Consider the following 15077-nt stretch of genomic DNA (forward strand, 5'->3'; position numbering starts at 1 on the left):
CGGCCTGAGGGCCGCGTTCGTGTTTCTACATCCCGCACGGCCTCCCTGTCCCGTCGGCCACGTCGCAGTCAGCGGCCGGCCCCCAACAAGGAAAGCCCTTGAACCATCGTTCCTCTGACGACTTTCTCAACCACGTGGCCCAGCGTGATCCGCACCAGCCGGAATTCCTGCAGGCCGTCAAAGAAGTGATCCAGAGCCTGTGGCCGTTCCTGCAGCGCCACCCCCGCTACCTGGAACAGGGCCTGCTGGAGCGGCTGGTGGAGCCGGAGCGGGTGATCCAGTTCCGCGTTGCCTGGGCCGATGATGCCGGCAAGACCCATGTCAACCGTGGCTGGCGCGTGCAGCACAGCTCGGCGATCGGCCCGTTCAAGGGCGGCATGCGCTTTCATCCCTCGGTGAACCAGTCGATCCTGAAGTTCCTGGCGTTCGAGCAGACACTGAAGAACGCGCTGACCACCCTGCCGATGGGCGGTGGCAAGGGCGGTTCGGATTTCAATCCCAAGGGCCGCAGCGACAGCGAGGTGATGCGCTTCTGCCAGGCGCTGATGCTGGAACTGCATCGCCACCTGGGGGCAGACACCGATGTACCGGCTGGCGATATCGGCGTGGGCGCCCGCGAGGTCGGCTACATGGCCGGCATGATGAAGAAGCTCACCAACAATGCCGCCTGCGTGTTCACCGGCAAAGGCCTCTCCTATGGTGGCAGCCTGATGCGCCCGGAAGCGACGGGCTTCGGCACGGTCTACTTCGTCGAGCAGATGCTGCACCATGCGCGGCGCGATACCGATGGCGCGAAAGTGCTGATTTCCGGCGCTGGCAACGTGGCCCAGCATGCGGCGATCAAAGCCATCGAACTCGGCGCGAAAGTCCTCACGCTTTCCGATTCCGGCGGCACGCTGTACGCCCGGGAGGGCTTCGACGAAGCGGGCCTGCAGGAGGTGATGGAACTGCGCAACGAACGTCGCGGCTGCCTGTCGGAACTGGCCGACGACACACGCTTCGAGTACCTGGACGGCAAGCGCCCCTGGCACATCCCGGCTGAGATCGCCCTGCCCTGCGCCACCCAGAACGAACTGGACGAGAACGACGCCCGCGCCTTGGTGGACAACGATGTGCTGTGCGTGGCTGAAGGCGCCAACATGCCGTCGACACTGGAGGCCATGGAGGTCTTCCTCAAGGCAGGCACCCTGTATGCGCCGGGCAAGGCCAGCAACGCCGGCGGCGTGGCCACCTCGGGGCTGGAAATGAGCCAGAACGCGCAGCGCCTGTCATGGCACCACGCCGATGTCGATGAGCGCCTGCACGGCATCATGAAGGATATCCACGCCAACTGCGTGCGCCACGGCAAACGGGCCGATGGCAGCGTGAACTACGTGGATGGCGCCAATATCGCCGGCTTCGTCAAAGTGGCCGATGCGATGCTGGCGCAGGGCGTTTACTGATCCTGCCGGCTCTACCGGCGCGGGGCGACGAGGGTGCCATCCATCCTGTCGCCCGGCCACCAGCCGAACTCGCTGACGCGCTCTTCGTAGCCACACCCCACCAGGGTTGCGCCGTCTTCTTCGTCCAGTACCCACAGACGGCGTTGCTCTTCCCAACCATCCGGCGCGACCCGTACCGGCATATCCTTCAGATAGACCGGCTCGCCAAAATCGTTCTCCGCTGACGATAGACCCCAACGCCGCGCCAACTCAGCGGCGGGCACATCCTCTACGGCGCCAAATGCAATCGAATCCACGAGCCGCAGGCTGCGCACGGTCACATCGCGCAGCGGCAACGGGCGCGGCAGTATCCATTGGAAGCGCTCCGCATCGGATTCATCTCCCCACGTCGCGAACGGTGGGCTGGGCGGTCCATTCATCAACAAAGAGGTCGCCAGCGTCACCGAAGCCCGCCGGTCGGCCTTGCACTCCAGTATGTTTCCCACCAGCGGCATCACGTCCGTGCCGGCGGGATACGTCATGGGTGCCACGTCGCCCGCTCGCTCCTGCTGCTGCCGGCGGCTGTCGATGACCTCTGCGCACGCCACCCGCAGATCGCCCGGGCGCTGCGGATCCACATCCACCTCGATCACACGCTGCCGGATCCATCCGTCGCCGTCATTGCGCACCGCCACGGGGGTGAGCCACCTACCCTGGCGCTGCGGATAGTGGTGCGGCGTCAGGGCAGCGGTACCAGTGAGGTTGCCGATCGGGGTGTCGGCCAGGATGGCGTGGATGCCATCGCCGCCAACCGCGATCAGGTCCGTAGGCGTGCCAAGCACCGTGACCGCGGCGGGGAGGCGAAAGCGTTGGGCTGCACCGGGAAGATCCTCCGCACGCGTGCCAGCGCGCTGCAGCAGCTCGGCGGCGAGCGCCGCCTCGGTATACGTCGTAGGTTGGCAGGACACCAGGGCGGTTACGGCGGCCATCGCGCGCGCATCGGCCGGAAGTGCGACGGGCGCCAACGCCGCTTCGCTGGCAGCCGCTGACGCTACAAGCGAGCCCAGCAACGTCGAACCCATCAGCAGCATGGGGTGCAGAAACTTCATGGAGAACCTGTGGCAGTTGGGCAGACAACTGCCTACGCTGACCACTGCGCGCACAGGAGGCAATGCAACTTCTACGAAAATTGCGCGTGATGCACCACTGCGGGGAAACAACTGCCCCCGGCCAGGCAACCGCCCAGATGCCCCGTCGCGGCACCGGTGGCGCCGACCAGCGGTCGGCCCCACCCATTGGCATGGCCGCAGGTCAGCCAGCGCCCGCCTCATCCGGCTTCACCCGGAACCACGCCGCATACAGTGCGGGCAGGAATACCAGGGTCAGCACGGTGCCGACGATCAGGCCACCCATGATCGAGATCGCCATCGAACCGTAGAACGCACTGCGCGACAGCGGGATCATCGCCAGCACCGCGGCCAGCGCGGTCAGCACGATCGGGCGGAAGCGACGCACGGTGGCATCGATGATTGCGTGCCAGCGGTCGTGGCCGGCGTCGATGTCCTGCTGGATCTGGTCGATCAGGATCACCGAATTGCGCATGATCATGCCGGCCAGCGCGATCGTGCCCAGCAGGGCCACGAAGCCGAACGGTGCACGGAACAGCAACAGGAACAGGGTCGCGCCGATGATGCCCAGCGGCGCGGTGACCAGCACCATCGCCGCACGCGAGAAGCTGCGCAGCTGCAGCATCAGCAACGTGGCCACCACGATCAGGAACAGCGGCATGCCGGCCTTGATCGAATCCTGGCCACGCGTGGAATCCTCCACGGTGCCGCCGGTTTCAAGCAGGTAACCGGACGGCAGCCCGGCACGGATTTCCTCCAGTGTCGGCAGGATCTGCTGCACCACGTCCAGCGGCTGCTTCGCATCGGCGATGTCGGCGCGCACCGTCACCGTCGGCAGGCGGTTGCGGTGCCAGATGATGCCGTCCTCGAACACGTACTCCAGGCGCGCCACCTGCGACAGCGTCACCGAGGTGCCGCTGCTGGTCGGGATCGCCAGGCTGCCCAGCATGTCCAGCCGCACGCGTTCGTTGTCCGGCCCACGCAGCAGCATTTCGATCAGGCGGTTGCCTTCCCGGTAGGTGCTCACACTCATGCCCGACAACGAGGTGCCCAGCAGCTGGCTCACCTGCGCGCTGCTCACACCCAGTGCGCGTGCCCGGTCCTGGTCGATCACCAGCCGTACCACTTTGCTCGGCTCGCTCCAGTCCAGGTTGACGTTCATCACGTGCGGGTTCGCACGCACCTTGGCTTCCACCTGCCGGGCGATGGCCTGCACCTGCTCGATATGCTCGCCGGAGATGCGCATCTGCACCGGGTAGCCGACCGGCGGGCCGTTTTCCAGGCGGGTCACGCGCATCTGCACGTCCGGGAACTGCGGAATCACGTCCTTGAGCAGCCAGTCGCGGGTCGCCTCACGTGCCTTGGTGTTCTCGGTCAGCACCACGAACTGCGAGAAGTTGGTGGCGGGCAGCTGCTGGTCCAACGGCAGGTAGAAGCGCGGCGAGCCGGTGCCCACGTAAGCGACATAGTTGCTGATGCCCTCGCGGTCCTTGAGCAGTTTTTCCAGCTTGGCCGCCTGGGCCTGGGTCGCCTGCAGCGAGGCGCCCTCGGCCAGTTCGATGTCCACCATCAGTTCCGGGCGGGTCGAATCCGGGAAGAACTGCTGCGGCACGAAGCGGAAGATCAGCAGCGAAAACACGAACAGCGCGGCGGTGGCGGCGATCACCCACCAGCGATGGCGCAGGCAGACATCGAGGAACCTGCGGAAGCGCACGTAGAACGGACGCTGGTACGGATCGTGGTCGTGCGCATGCACCTTCGGTGCGATCCAGCGCGCGAACGCGGGATGGCGGTCGGCCCACTGCAGGCGACGCGCGTGCCAGCGCCCGGCCAGGCTCTCCGGCCTGGGCGGCTGCGGGTTGAACAGGTCCGGCAACATCTTGTCGCCCAGGTACGGAATGAACAGCACCGCGGCGATCCACGACACCACCAGTGCGATGGTCACCACCTGGAACAACGAGCGGGTGTACTCGCCCGTGCTGGAGGCGGCCGTAGCGATCGGCAGGAAGCCGGCCGCGGTGATCAGCGTGCCGGTCAGCATCGGGAACGCGGTCGACTCCCAGGCGAAGCTGGCCGCGCGCAGGCGGTCGTACCCCTGCTCCATCTTGGTGGCCATCATCTCCACGGCGATGATCGCATCGTCCACCAGCAGGCCCAGCGCCAGCACCAGCGCGCCCAGGGAAATCTTGTGCAGGCCGATGCCGAAGTAATGCATGACGAAGAACGTCATCGCCAGCACCAGCGGAATGGTCACACCCACCACCAGGCCGGTGCGCAGGCCGAGCGAGAAGAAGCTCACCAGCAGCACGATCACCACCGCTTCGGTCAGCACCTGCACGAACTCGCCGACCGACTCTTCCACCGCATGCGGCTGGTCGGAGACCTTGCGCAGCTGCATGCCGGCGGGCAGTGTCTTCTGCAGCCGTTCGAACTCGGCGTCCAGCGTGCTGCCCAGCTTGAGGATGTCGCCGCCGTCTTTCATCGCCACGGCGATGCCGATCGCGTCTTCCCCCATGAAGCGCATCTTCGGCGAGGCCGGATCGGCAAAACCGCGTTTGATCTCGGCGATGTCGCCCAGGTGGACGGTGCGGTCGCCAGCCTGGATCGGGAAGCTGCGGATGTCCTCCACGCTCTGGAACTGGCCGGTGACGCGCAGCTGCACGCGATCGGTCGGGGTTTCAAAGAAGCTGGTGGCGGCAATCGCGTTCTGGTCGGCCAAGGCCTGCTGCACCTGCTGCAGCGATACGCCCAGCGTGGCCAGCTTGGTGTTGGACAGCTCGATCCAGACCTTTTCGTCCTGCAGGCCTTCCAGCTCGATCTTGCCCACATCGGGCACGCGCTGCAGTTCCAGCTGGATGCGGTCGGCGTAGTCGCGCATCACGGCGTAGTCGAAGCCCTGCCCGGTCAACGCGTAGATGTTGCCGAAGGTGTCGCCGAATTCGTCGTTGAAGAACGGCCCGACGATCTCGCGCGGCAGGGTCGGCTTGATGTCGCCCACGCGCTTGCGCACCTGGTACCACAGGTCGGGAATCGCCTTGGAGCGCAAGCTGTCGCGCGCCACGAAGATCACCTGCGACTCGCCCGGGCGCGAGTAGGAGCGGATGAACTCGTACTGCCCGGTGTTCAGCAGGGCTTTCTCGATCGGCTCGGTGACCTGGCGGGAGACCTGTTCGGCGGTCGCGCCGGGCCAGTTCGTGCGCACCACCATCACCTTGAAGGTGAACGGGGGATCTTCGGACTGGCCCAGGTGCTTGTACGACCACGCGCCGATGATCGCGAAGGCCAGCATCGCAAACAGCACCAGGGGCCGGTTGCCCAGCGCCCATTCGGAAAGATTGAAGCGGCGCACGGGATCAGTTCCCCTTGCCGGCAGCAGGCGCGTCGGCCGCGGCAGGCTTGGCCGCCGGTGCCAGCACCGGGCGGTTCTGGCGGTCCACCGCCGTCACCGGCTGGCCCTCGCGCAGCAGATGGCCGCCGGCGGCGACCACCCAGTCGTTCGCGTTCACCCCGCTCAGCACCGGAACCGATTCAACGGCGTACGCCCCGACCGTCACCGGCGTGGCCTTCAACGTGTGCTTGGCCGGATCGACCACCCACACGCTGCTGCGGCCGTCGGCGCCGCGCTGTACGGCGGCCAGCGGCAACTGCAGCGTGCCCTGGCGTCCTGCGGCGGCGAACACGCGCGCGCTCTGGCCCAGTTCCACTTCGGTCAACGCTTCCGGTGCCAGGCTGACGCGGGTGGCATAGGTGCGCCCCTGTGCATCGGCGGCCGGGGCGATCTCACGGATCGTACCCGGCAGCATCTGGCCGGGGCGGTTCCACAGTTCCACCTGCACCGGCTGGCCGACCTGGTAATCGCGGATGTTGCTCTCCGGCAGGGCGATCACGACTTCGCGGCCACCGTCGGCGGCCAGGGTGAAGACAGTCTGCCCAGCGCTGACCACCTGCCCGGCTTCGGCCTGGCGACTGGCGATCACGCCATCGGCCGGCGCGCGCAGCTGCGCGTACTCGGCCTGGTTGCGCGCCACGGCCAGATTGGCGCGGGCAGCATTGGCCTGGCCCTGCGCGGCCTTGAAGGCAGCAGTCTGGCTGTCCAGCGCGGACTGGCTGACCAGTTGCTGCTCGGCCAGGGTGGCGTAGCGCTTCTGGTCATCACGGGCACGGATCAGGTCGGCTTCGGCAGCGGCCAGCTGCGCCTGTGAGGCGCTGGCCTGGGAGGCGTAGTCGGCGGCGTCCAGCTCGGCCAGCAACTGGCCCTTGCGCACGCGCTGGCCGGCATCGACATGGCGCTTGATCAGATTGCCGCCGACGCGGAAGGAGAGCGGGCTTTCCTCGCGGGCCCGGATCTCACCGGGGTAGGCGGCCACTTCCTGGCCGGCCACGGTGCCCGGGTGGACAACCAGCACCGGCATCGGCGCGGCCGGTTCGGCATCCTGCTTGCCACATGCTGCCAACGCCAGCGCCAGCAACCCACCACCCATCCATCGCATGTTTTTCATGAGGTCCTGGACCTGAAAGTAACTCGGGGAAAGCCACTGGAAACGCTCTGTTCCAATCGCCTCAATATTGAACCAGCCGGTATAGTATAAATATCGAACCGATTGGTCTAGTATTGATTGGATGACTGATCCGACCTCCTCCAAATCGCCCTCCAAGCCGGTCGCCAAGGCCGCCGGGCCGGGGCGCCCGAAGGATCTGGGCAAGCGCGCGGCCATCCTGGAAGCGGCCAAGTCGCTGTTCGTCGACCAAGGCTACAACGGGGTGAGCATGGACAGCATCGCCGCCCAGGCGGGCGTATCGAAGCTGACCGTTTACAGCCATTTCGGCGACAAAGAGACGCTTTTCACCGAAGCAGTGCAGTCCAAATGCGTCGAGATGCTGCCTGACGAACTGTTCGTCACCGACGTCGAAGGCCCGCTGCGCGACCAGCTGATGGGCATCGGCCACGCCTTCTTCACCCTGATCACCTCCGATGCGGCCGTCGCCGTGCAGCGGGTGATGATGTCGCCGGATACCGATGACCGGATACGCGAGATGTTCTGGCTGGCCGGCCCGCAGCGGACCACCGATGCGCTGGCCGACTTCCTGCGTGCCCGTACGGCCCGCGGCGAGCTGGAGATCACCGATTTCCCGACGGCCGCCATCCAGTTCCTGACCTTGATCAAGGGCGAGCTGCATACGCATATGATGTGCGGGCTGCGGCCGGCCCCGGCCGAGTGCGATGCCAACGCTCATGTGAGCGCCAGCGTCGACTTTTTCCTGCGGGCGTATGCCCGGCGGCACTAAACTGAATGGACCGGAGGTCGCGGTGACTTCCGGCACTGCGACCCCGGCGCGACGGCAGCGATGCTCTCAGCGCGCCGCCGGCTCCCGGCACCGGTAAAATGGCCGGCCCACTGCGCTGGATATAGAACCTCATGACGATCGATTACTCCCACGCCCGCGAACTGATGGTCGAACAGCAGATCCGCCCCTGGGATGTGCTGGAAATCCGCGTGCTCGATGTACTGGCACGCTTGCCGCGGGAGGCGTTCGTCGCTGAATCGCACCGGGCCCTGGCCTATGCCGACATCGAGCTGCCGCTGGGCAACGGGCAGAAGATGATGAAGCCGGTCATCGAAGGCCGCACCCTGCAGGCGCTGGATCTGCAGCCGGGCGATGAAGTGCTGGAAATCGGCACCGGCAGCGGCTACCTGAGCGCCTGCATGGGCGAGCTGGCCCGCGAAGTGCTGAGCCTGGAGATCGATGCCGAGCTGGCCACCACCGCGCGCGCGCGTCTGGACGCCGCCGGCCTGGGCAACAACGTCCGCATCGAAACCGCCGACGCGCTGAGCTGGAATACCGAGCGCCGCTTCGATGCGATCTGCGTCACCGGCGCGGTGGATGTCATCCCGTCACGTTTCGCCCAGTGGCTGCGTCCGGGCGGTCGACTGTTCGTGATCCGTGGTCGGTCCCCGGTCATGGAAGCGGTGCTGGTCAAGGCGGACGGCACCACTGAATCGCTGTTCGAAACCGATATCGACTACCTGCGCGGTGCCGCCCCGGCACCCCAGTTCCAACTCTGAGTCCAAGGAAGCCGCAATGATCCGCCGATCCCTCGCCCTTGCGCTGGCCGCCGCCCTGCTGCCGATGACCGCCTCTGCCGCCGACCTGCTGCAGGTCTACGAAATGGCGCGCAATGGCGATCCGCAGCTCTCGGCTGCCGAGTCGACCCGCCTGTATGACAAGGAAGGCGCCGTGCAGGCGCGTGCCGCATTGCTGCCGCAGCTCAACGGCGAGGCCTCGCTCAACCGCAGCCGCACCAACCCGAACCATGATCTGACCTCCAGCTCGTTCACCACCAAGAGCCGGAACTACACGATCAACGGCAGCCAGACGGTCTTCAACTTCACCCAGTTCGCCAACCTGCGTTCGCAGCGCGAACTGAGCCGCGCAGCGGATTTCACCCTGGATTCGGCCAACGACGACCTGATCGTGCGCACCTCGGCGGCGTACTTCAACGTGCTGGTGGGCATTGAATCGCTGTCGGCCGCGCAGACCAACGAAGCCGCTGCCAAGAAGCAGTTCGACTTCGCCGACAAGCGCCTGGAAGTGGGCCTGGCCCCGATCACCGACGTGCACGAAGCCCGCGCCCAGTACGACCAGGCGCGCGCCAACACGATCATCGCGCAGAACACCCTGGCCGACGCCTACCAGGCGCTGACCGAACTGACCGGCCAGCCGGTCACCGACCTGCGCGCCCTGCCGGCCGATTTCCGTCCGGAGCTGCCGGCCAAGTACGCCACCATCGATACGCTGGTGAACGAGGCCGTTGCGCAGAATCCGGCGCTGAAGGCGCAGGAACTGAAGGTCAACGCCGCCGAAGCCGGCGTCTCGGCCGCCCGCGGCGCGCACTACCCGACCCTGTCGATCGGTGCCACGGCCGGCAAGTCGGCCAGCTGGGGTGATGTGGTCGGCGACAGCGGCAGCTTCAGCCCGGACCGCCGCACCAACAGCGTCGGCCTGACCCTGAACGTGCCGATCTTCTCCGGCGGCGCCACCCAGTCCGGCGTGCGCCAGGCGCTGGCCCAGCGTGACATCGCCCAGGACGGTTACGAGCAGCAGAAGCGCGCCCTGGACCGCAACACCCGCAACGCCTACCAGACCCTGGTGGCGGGCATCAGCGAAGTGGAAGCGCGTCGCCTGGCGGTCGTGTCGGCACAGAGTGCCTATGACGCTTCGCAGGTCGGCCTGGAAGTCGGCACGCGTACCGTGCTGGACGTGATCCAGAACCAGCGCATCCTGTTCTCCGCGCAGCTGGACTACGCCAACGCCCGCTACACCTTCCTGCAGAACCGCCTGCAGCTGGGCCAGGCCGTCGGCACGCTGGACATCGCCGAACTGCAGGACATCAACCGCCTGCTGACCCAGAAGGCGGCCACGCCGAGCACCACCGTCAACTGATCGACGGCGCACGGCGAGATAAAAAACCACCCGCCTGCGGGTGGTTTTTTTTTGCGTGCAAGGTGGTGATCGCGACATGCCACAGATGCTGCCCATGTGGCGGCCGCCATCGCGACCGCTTCGTGCGATGCCTACCCGCGCACACTCTCCACCGTGAAGCGGTCCACAGTCCGGCACGTGCCGTGAAAAAGGGCTTGACCCTCCGGCAGCGGCCGACTAAGGTCCGCCCCGCACCACCTTCCCTTTCCCTCCAGAGGCCCCCTCCTTGGACAGTCATAGTCGATCTCGTTGCTGCTCCTGAGCCGACGGACCCACTGACCCCAAGGTCGGTTCCGTCCGCACAGGACGGGGCCCACCGGCGCAGCTGACACGCTCGCCCGCCTCGCAACATCCGTATCGCCGTTCCACCGACCCCAAGAAGGGTGCCGCTGGCGTTTCCGTTTGCCTGGAGATTGCCCATGCACGTTTCCCGTGTGTTCGCCCTGCCCCTCGTGGCCGTGGCGATGCTTCCGCTCGACACCCGCGCCGCCGCCAGCCTGATGGTGGACGACGCCTCCATCACCGATGCCGGTCGCTGCCAGTTGGAAAGCTGGGGCCGCCATACCGATGCCGGCAATGACTGGACGGCCGTACCGGCCTGCACGTTCGCCGATACCGAATGGTCGCTCGGCGCCAGCCATCAACACGCCACCTCGACGACGCAGTGGGCCGTGGGCGCCAAGCGGGTACTGCGTGATCTGGATCAGCGCCGCTGGGGCGTGGCGATCAGTGCCGGCCTCGGCAGCGACTGGCACCGCCCGCGCGCCGACGACTGGAGCCTCAATGCACCGCTGACGGTGGTGCTCGGCGCGTCGGATCGCACCCTGCTGCACCTCAACCTGGGCTGGGCACGCACGGGCGATGCACGTGGCCGCACCGATGGCATCGGCGTGGAAGTCGTGGCTGCACCGCAGTGGTCACTGCTGGCCGAAACCGCCCGCGATGCGGCGCGCCAGCGCAGCAGCCAGTTCGGCGTGCGCCACGAACTCTGGCGTGGCGCCAGCGTGGATCTGCTCGCGGGACGTGCCCACCACCGGCGCGACGGGCAGTGGATCACGCTCGGCCTCAATCTCGCCGCCGCGCCGTAATGCCCCGCGTGCCGACTGAGCGCACCGACTGATCCCGCCGGCCGCCTGCGCTGCGTACGCGGCGCGCACGCACACCCCTGCCTGCCTCGCCCGGGCGCACGCCGATGCGTGCCACGCCTGCACCTCATCACTGCGCGTTGCCACCCCACGCGCCGCTTTCTGCTGGAGAACCACCATGAACCGCGAAGACCTCCTGTTCTCGATCCGCACCCTCTCGCTCTCCCTCGACGCCGCTGGCTTTGCCAGCATCGCCGCGACCACCCATCCGTCCGATCTGGTCGATGCGCTCGACGCGCTGAGCGTGGACAGGTCGCTGCCGTTGCTGATGACGCTCGCGCCACCGGCGCGCGCGGATCTGTTCGCGCACTTCGCCGAGCTCCGCCAGGATCAACTGCTGGCCGCGATGCCGCGCGAGGCGGTAGTGCAGCTGTTCGAACACATGCCATCGGATGATCGTGCCGATCTGTTCAACCGCCTTGGCGATGACGCCAAGCAGACACTGCTGCCGGCGCTGACCAAGGTGGAACGCGACGACATCCTCAAGATGGCGTCCTATCCCGAGGGCACGGTCGGTTCGGCGACGACGTCCGACTATGTCTGGGTCTCGCCGGAAATGACGGTCGCGCAGGCGCTTTCACACATCCGCGCCACCGCGCTGCACAGCGAGACGGTGAACATCCTGTTCGTGCTCGACCACACCCTGCGCCTGCGCGGCACCGTGGCGCTGCGCGATCTGGTCCTGGCCAACGAGAACCGCACGGTCGCCTCGATCATGCATGAGCAGCCGATCGCCGCGAAGGCACATTGGCCGCGACTGCAGGCCGCCGAGCTGATCCGTCGCTACGATCTGCTCGCGCTGCCAGTCACCAACGGCGGAGACCGCATGATCGGCATCGTCACCGTCGACGATGCGATGGACATCGACAAGGAACAGGACGCCTCGCAGCTGGCGCGCTTCGGCGGTACGGTGAGCGCGCACGGCAACGACCTGGACGTTCGCAGCACGCCACTGAAGCAGATGTTCCGCGTGCGGGTGTTCTGGCTGGCGATCCTGACCTGCTTCGGCATCGTCACCAGCACCTTCGTGGCCGCGCAGGAAGAGCTGCTGTCGCAGGTGATCGTGCTGGCCGCCTTCATCGCCCCGATCGTGGACATGGGCGGCAACACCGGCAGCCAGTCGGCCACGCTGGTGATCCGCAGCATGGCACTGGGCGAATTGAAGCTGAGCTGGCGCGATGTGGCGTTCGTGATCAAACGCGAACTGCCGGTGGCCGCCGCGCTGGGCATCAGCATCGCCGTGCTGGAAGCGGTCCTGGCCTATTTCAGCAAGGGCGTTGGCATGGACGTGCTGCTGGTGGTGGGCTCGAGCATGCTGGTGTGCACCGCACTGGGCGGCATCATCGGCGCATTGCTGCCGTTCGCCGCACGCCGCATCGGGGCGGATCCAGCCACGCTGTCGGCCCCGATGATCACCTCGGTGATGGACCTGGTCGGCGTGTTCATCTACTTCGGCTTTGCCTACGCCTTTTTGGGCGACCTGCTGGTCGCCGCTGCCTGACGCACGCGCGGGCCTGGTCGTCGCATCGCGCGATCAGGCCTGCAACCAAGCCTGTAATCAGGCCACCGGCGGCGGCAACTGCGGGGCGATCAGGGCCACGGTGCGCTTCAGTGCGCCGCGCCCGTTGCTCACCAGCGCGCAGCCCGCCCGGGCCATGTCCTCGCGGGCCTGCGGATCACGCAGCAGGGTCAGCAGTGCATCGCCGACCCCGTTGGCATCCTCGGCAATGACCACCGCACCGGCCTCGCGCATGCGCCGGGAAATCTCGGCGAAGTTGTGCAGGTGCGGGCCAGTGACCGCTGCGGTGCCCATTGCCGCCGGCTCCAGCAGGTTGTGCCCCCCGATGGCCTGCAGGCTGCCACCGACGAAGGCCACCTGGGCGCACCCGTAGAACGACATCAACTCGCCAAGCGTATCGATCACGAACACATCGGTATCGGCCTGCGGCCACTGCTGCTGGCGGCGCGTGGCCACCTTCCAGCCCTGCTCGCGGGCCAGCGCTTCCACCCTTGGGAAGCGCTCGGGATGCCGCGGCGCCCACAACAGCAACAGGCCCGGCACCGCCTCGCGCAGGCGGCGGTGCAGATCGATGGTGGCCTGCTCTTCGCCCTCGTGCGTACTGGCGGCGATCCAGACCGGATGCTGGGCGGGCACCAGCTCATGGAAGCGCGCGATGAAGTCCTGCACGTTCGGCGTGGCGATATCGAATTTCAGATTGCCCAGCGGCTGCACCTGGTCCGGGCGGGCGCCGAGCTGGATGAAGCGCTCGGCATCGTCGGCCGATTGCGCCGCCACACAGGTCACGGTACGCAGCGCGCGGCCGATCAGCGGCCGCAGCAGGCGGTAACCGCGCAGCGAGCGCGCCGACAACCGCGCATTGAGGATGTAGACCGGGATGCTGCGGTCGCGGCACCCGAACAGCAGGTTCGGCCACAGCTCGGTTTCCAGGATCAGCGCCAGGCTCGGCTTGAAGTGGCCGAGGAAGCGACCGACGCTGCCCGGCACGTCGTAGGGCAGGTACACGTGGTCGACCGCATCGCCCCACAACGCGCGGACCCGTTCGGAGCCGGTCGGGGTGATGGTGGTGATCACCCAGCGGATGTCCGGACGCAGCGCACGCAAGGCGTTCACCAGTGGCGCTGCGGCGTTCACCTCACCCACCGAGACCGCGTGCAGCCAGACCCGCGGCTGGCCGCTGGAGTGCGGATAGGAGGCATAGCGCTCATCCCAGCGCTGGAAGTACTCGCGCACCCGGAAGCCCCGCCACACCAGGTGGTACACGGTGATCGGCAACAGCAGGTAGAGCACGGCCGAGTACAGGCCGCGCAGGATCCATTCGACAGGGCTTTTACGCATGGGCAAAGGATACGGGAGCGGCGCGGGGAAGACACGCCGCGGCGCCGTGATGGCCCTGCCGGGACGCATCCGGGCGCATCCATTAGAATCGAGGCATGTCCGATAACGCTTCCACCGCCACCCGGCCGTCCCTGCGCAATCCGCGCCACTGGCCGACCTTCGCTTTCATGCTGGTCGCCTTCGCGATCGCCCGCCTGCCGTGGATGCTGCAGCGTGCGCTTGGCCGCGGTGTCGGCACGGTCGCCTACCGGCTGGCCAGCAGCCGCCGGCGCGCCGCCGAGGTCAACCTGAAGCTGTGCTTCCCCGAGAAGGACGATGCCTGGCGCCAGCGCCTGCTGCGCGACAGCTTCGACGCGCTGGGCGTGGGCATCTTCGAATTCGCCCGGGCCTGGTGGGGCAGCATCGACAGCATCCGCCCGCAGGTGCAGATCGAGGGGCTGGAGCACCTGCACCGCATGCAGGCCGAGGGCCGTGGGGTGCTGCTGGTGTCCGGCCACTTCATGACGCTGGAGATGTGTGGCCGCCTGCTGTGCGACCACGTCGAGCTCTCCGGCATGTACCGCAAGCATCGCAACCCGGTGTACGAGTGGGCGGTGAAGTTCGGCCGCCTGCGCTACGCCAAGGCGATGTACGCCAACGAGGACATCCGCGCGACGGTGCGGCATCTGAAGAAGGGCGGCTTCCTCTGGTACGCGCCGGACCAGGACATGCGCGGCAAGGACACGGTGTTCGTGCCGTTCTTCGGCCACACCGCTTCGACCATCACCGCCACGCACCAGCTGGCCCGGATGACCGGCTGCGCGGTGATCCCGTATTTCCACCGTCGCGAAGGCGGCAAGTACTTCCTGAAGATCGGCGCGCCGCTGGAGAATTTCCCCAGCGAGGATGTCGAGGCCGATACCGCGCGCGTCAACCAGGCCATCGAAGCGATGGTGCGCGAGGCCCCTGACCAGTACCTGTGGATCCACCGCCGCTTCAAGCGCCAGCCCGGCGGCCGCAGCGATTATTACCGGTCGTAGCGCCACCCCGGCATGTCCCCATACCC

Annotated in this window: 11 protein-coding genes; 7 read left to right on the forward strand and 4 right to left on the reverse strand. The window is 67.0% G+C overall.

Going from position 1 to position 15077, the window contains the following annotated elements:
• The first annotated feature begins 98 nt into the window (after window positions 1–98).
• Window positions 99–1442 (forward strand): NADP-specific glutamate dehydrogenase, encoded by a 1344-nt coding sequence (gene gdhA / locus BIZ42_RS06150; protein ID WP_070425868.1) that lies wholly within the window; start codon window positions 99–101, stop codon window positions 1440–1442.
• An 11-nt stretch (window positions 1443–1453) separates the two neighbouring features.
• On the opposite strand, the gene BIZ42_RS06155 is transcribed toward gdhA, so the two are convergent.
• From BIZ42_RS06155 to BIZ42_RS06165, 3 genes are all read right to left on the reverse strand, one after another.
• Window positions 1454–2530, reverse strand: coding sequence for a hypothetical protein (locus tag BIZ42_RS06155; protein WP_156785694.1), 1077 nt, complete (start codon window positions 2528–2530; stop codon window positions 1454–1456).
• Window positions 2531–2732: 202 nt separating this feature from the next.
• Complete coding sequence (locus tag BIZ42_RS06160; protein WP_070425870.1) at window positions 2733–5897, reverse strand: efflux RND transporter permease subunit; 3165 nt, start codon at window positions 5895–5897, stop codon at window positions 2733–2735.
• A 4-nt stretch (window positions 5898–5901) separates the two neighbouring features.
• A complete protein-coding gene (locus tag BIZ42_RS06165; RefSeq protein WP_070425871.1) occupies window positions 5902–7047 on the reverse strand; it encodes an efflux RND transporter periplasmic adaptor subunit in 1146 nt (381 codons plus the stop codon).
• A 121-nt stretch (window positions 7048–7168) separates the two neighbouring features.
• Between BIZ42_RS06165 and BIZ42_RS06170 the strand changes: the two genes are divergently transcribed.
• The 5 genes from BIZ42_RS06170 (at window position 7169) to mgtE (ending at window position 12676) form a co-directional block, all read left to right on the forward strand.
• On the forward strand, window positions 7169–7834 hold the full coding sequence (locus BIZ42_RS06170) for a TetR/AcrR family transcriptional regulator (protein WP_070425872.1): 666 nt from the start codon (window positions 7169–7171) through the stop codon (window positions 7832–7834).
• A 131-nt stretch (window positions 7835–7965) separates the two neighbouring features.
• A complete protein-coding gene (locus BIZ42_RS06175; RefSeq protein ID WP_070425873.1) occupies window positions 7966–8613 on the forward strand; it encodes a protein-L-isoaspartate O-methyltransferase in 648 nt (215 codons plus the stop codon).
• Between the two features lie 16 nt (window positions 8614–8629).
• Window positions 8630–9991 carry a TolC family outer membrane protein gene (locus tag BIZ42_RS06180; RefSeq protein WP_070425874.1) on the forward strand — a complete coding sequence of 454 codons (1362 nt, stop codon included), beginning with the start codon at window positions 8630–8632 and terminating at the stop codon, window positions 9989–9991.
• A 458-nt stretch (window positions 9992–10449) separates the two neighbouring features.
• A complete protein-coding gene (locus BIZ42_RS06185; RefSeq protein ID WP_070425875.1) occupies window positions 10450–11118 on the forward strand; it encodes a hypothetical protein in 669 nt (222 codons plus the stop codon).
• A 175-nt stretch (window positions 11119–11293) separates the two neighbouring features.
• On the forward strand, window positions 11294–12676 hold the full coding sequence (mgtE, locus tag BIZ42_RS06190) for a magnesium transporter (protein WP_070425876.1): 1383 nt from the start codon (window positions 11294–11296) through the stop codon (window positions 12674–12676).
• A gap of 57 nt (window positions 12677–12733) precedes the next feature.
• Here mgtE and waaA read toward each other — a convergent pair whose 3' ends face one another.
• Window positions 12734–14032, reverse strand: coding sequence for a lipid IV(A) 3-deoxy-D-manno-octulosonic acid transferase (waaA, locus tag BIZ42_RS06195; protein WP_070425877.1), 1299 nt, complete (start codon window positions 14030–14032; stop codon window positions 12734–12736).
• 95 nt (window positions 14033–14127) lie between these two features.
• Between waaA and BIZ42_RS06200 the strand changes: the two genes are divergently transcribed.
• Window positions 14128–15051: an LpxL/LpxP family Kdo(2)-lipid IV(A) lauroyl/palmitoleoyl acyltransferase gene (locus BIZ42_RS06200; RefSeq protein WP_070425878.1), complete on the forward strand. Its 924-nt coding sequence runs from the start codon at window positions 14128–14130 to the stop codon at window positions 15049–15051.
• Window positions 15052–15077 lie beyond the last annotated feature (26 nt).

Origin of the sequence: Stenotrophomonas sp. LM091 (assembly GCF_001806305.1) — a bacterium.
GTDB lineage: Bacteria > Pseudomonadota > Gammaproteobacteria > Xanthomonadales > Xanthomonadaceae > Stenotrophomonas > Stenotrophomonas bentonitica_A.

Excerpts from the sequence above, each read along its gene's own strand:
- BIZ42_RS06155 (WP_156785694.1), bottom strand. The coding sequence starts at position 2,530 with ATGAAGTTTCTGCACCCCATGCTGCTGATGGGTTCGACGTTGCTGGGC.
- BIZ42_RS06165 (WP_070425871.1), bottom strand. The coding sequence starts at position 7,047 with ATGAAAAACATGCGATGGATGGGTGGTGGGTTGCTGGCGCTGGCGTTG.
- BIZ42_RS06170 (WP_070425872.1), top strand. The coding sequence starts at position 7,169 with ATGACTGATCCGACCTCCTCCAAATCGCCCTCCAAGCCGGTCGCCAAG.
- BIZ42_RS06175 (WP_070425873.1), top strand. The coding sequence starts at position 7,966 with ATGACGATCGATTACTCCCACGCCCGCGAACTGATGGTCGAACAGCAG.
- BIZ42_RS06180 (WP_070425874.1), top strand. The coding sequence starts at position 8,630 with ATGATCCGCCGATCCCTCGCCCTTGCGCTGGCCGCCGCCCTGCTGCCG.
- BIZ42_RS06185 (WP_070425875.1), top strand. The coding sequence starts at position 10,450 with ATGCACGTTTCCCGTGTGTTCGCCCTGCCCCTCGTGGCCGTGGCGATG.
- mgtE (WP_070425876.1), top strand. The coding sequence starts at position 11,294 with ATGAACCGCGAAGACCTCCTGTTCTCGATCCGCACCCTCTCGCTCTCC.
- waaA (WP_070425877.1), bottom strand. The coding sequence starts at position 14,032 with ATGCGTAAAAGCCCTGTCGAATGGATCCTGCGCGGCCTGTACTCGGCC.
- BIZ42_RS06200 (WP_070425878.1), top strand. The coding sequence starts at position 14,128 with ATGTCCGATAACGCTTCCACCGCCACCCGGCCGTCCCTGCGCAATCCG.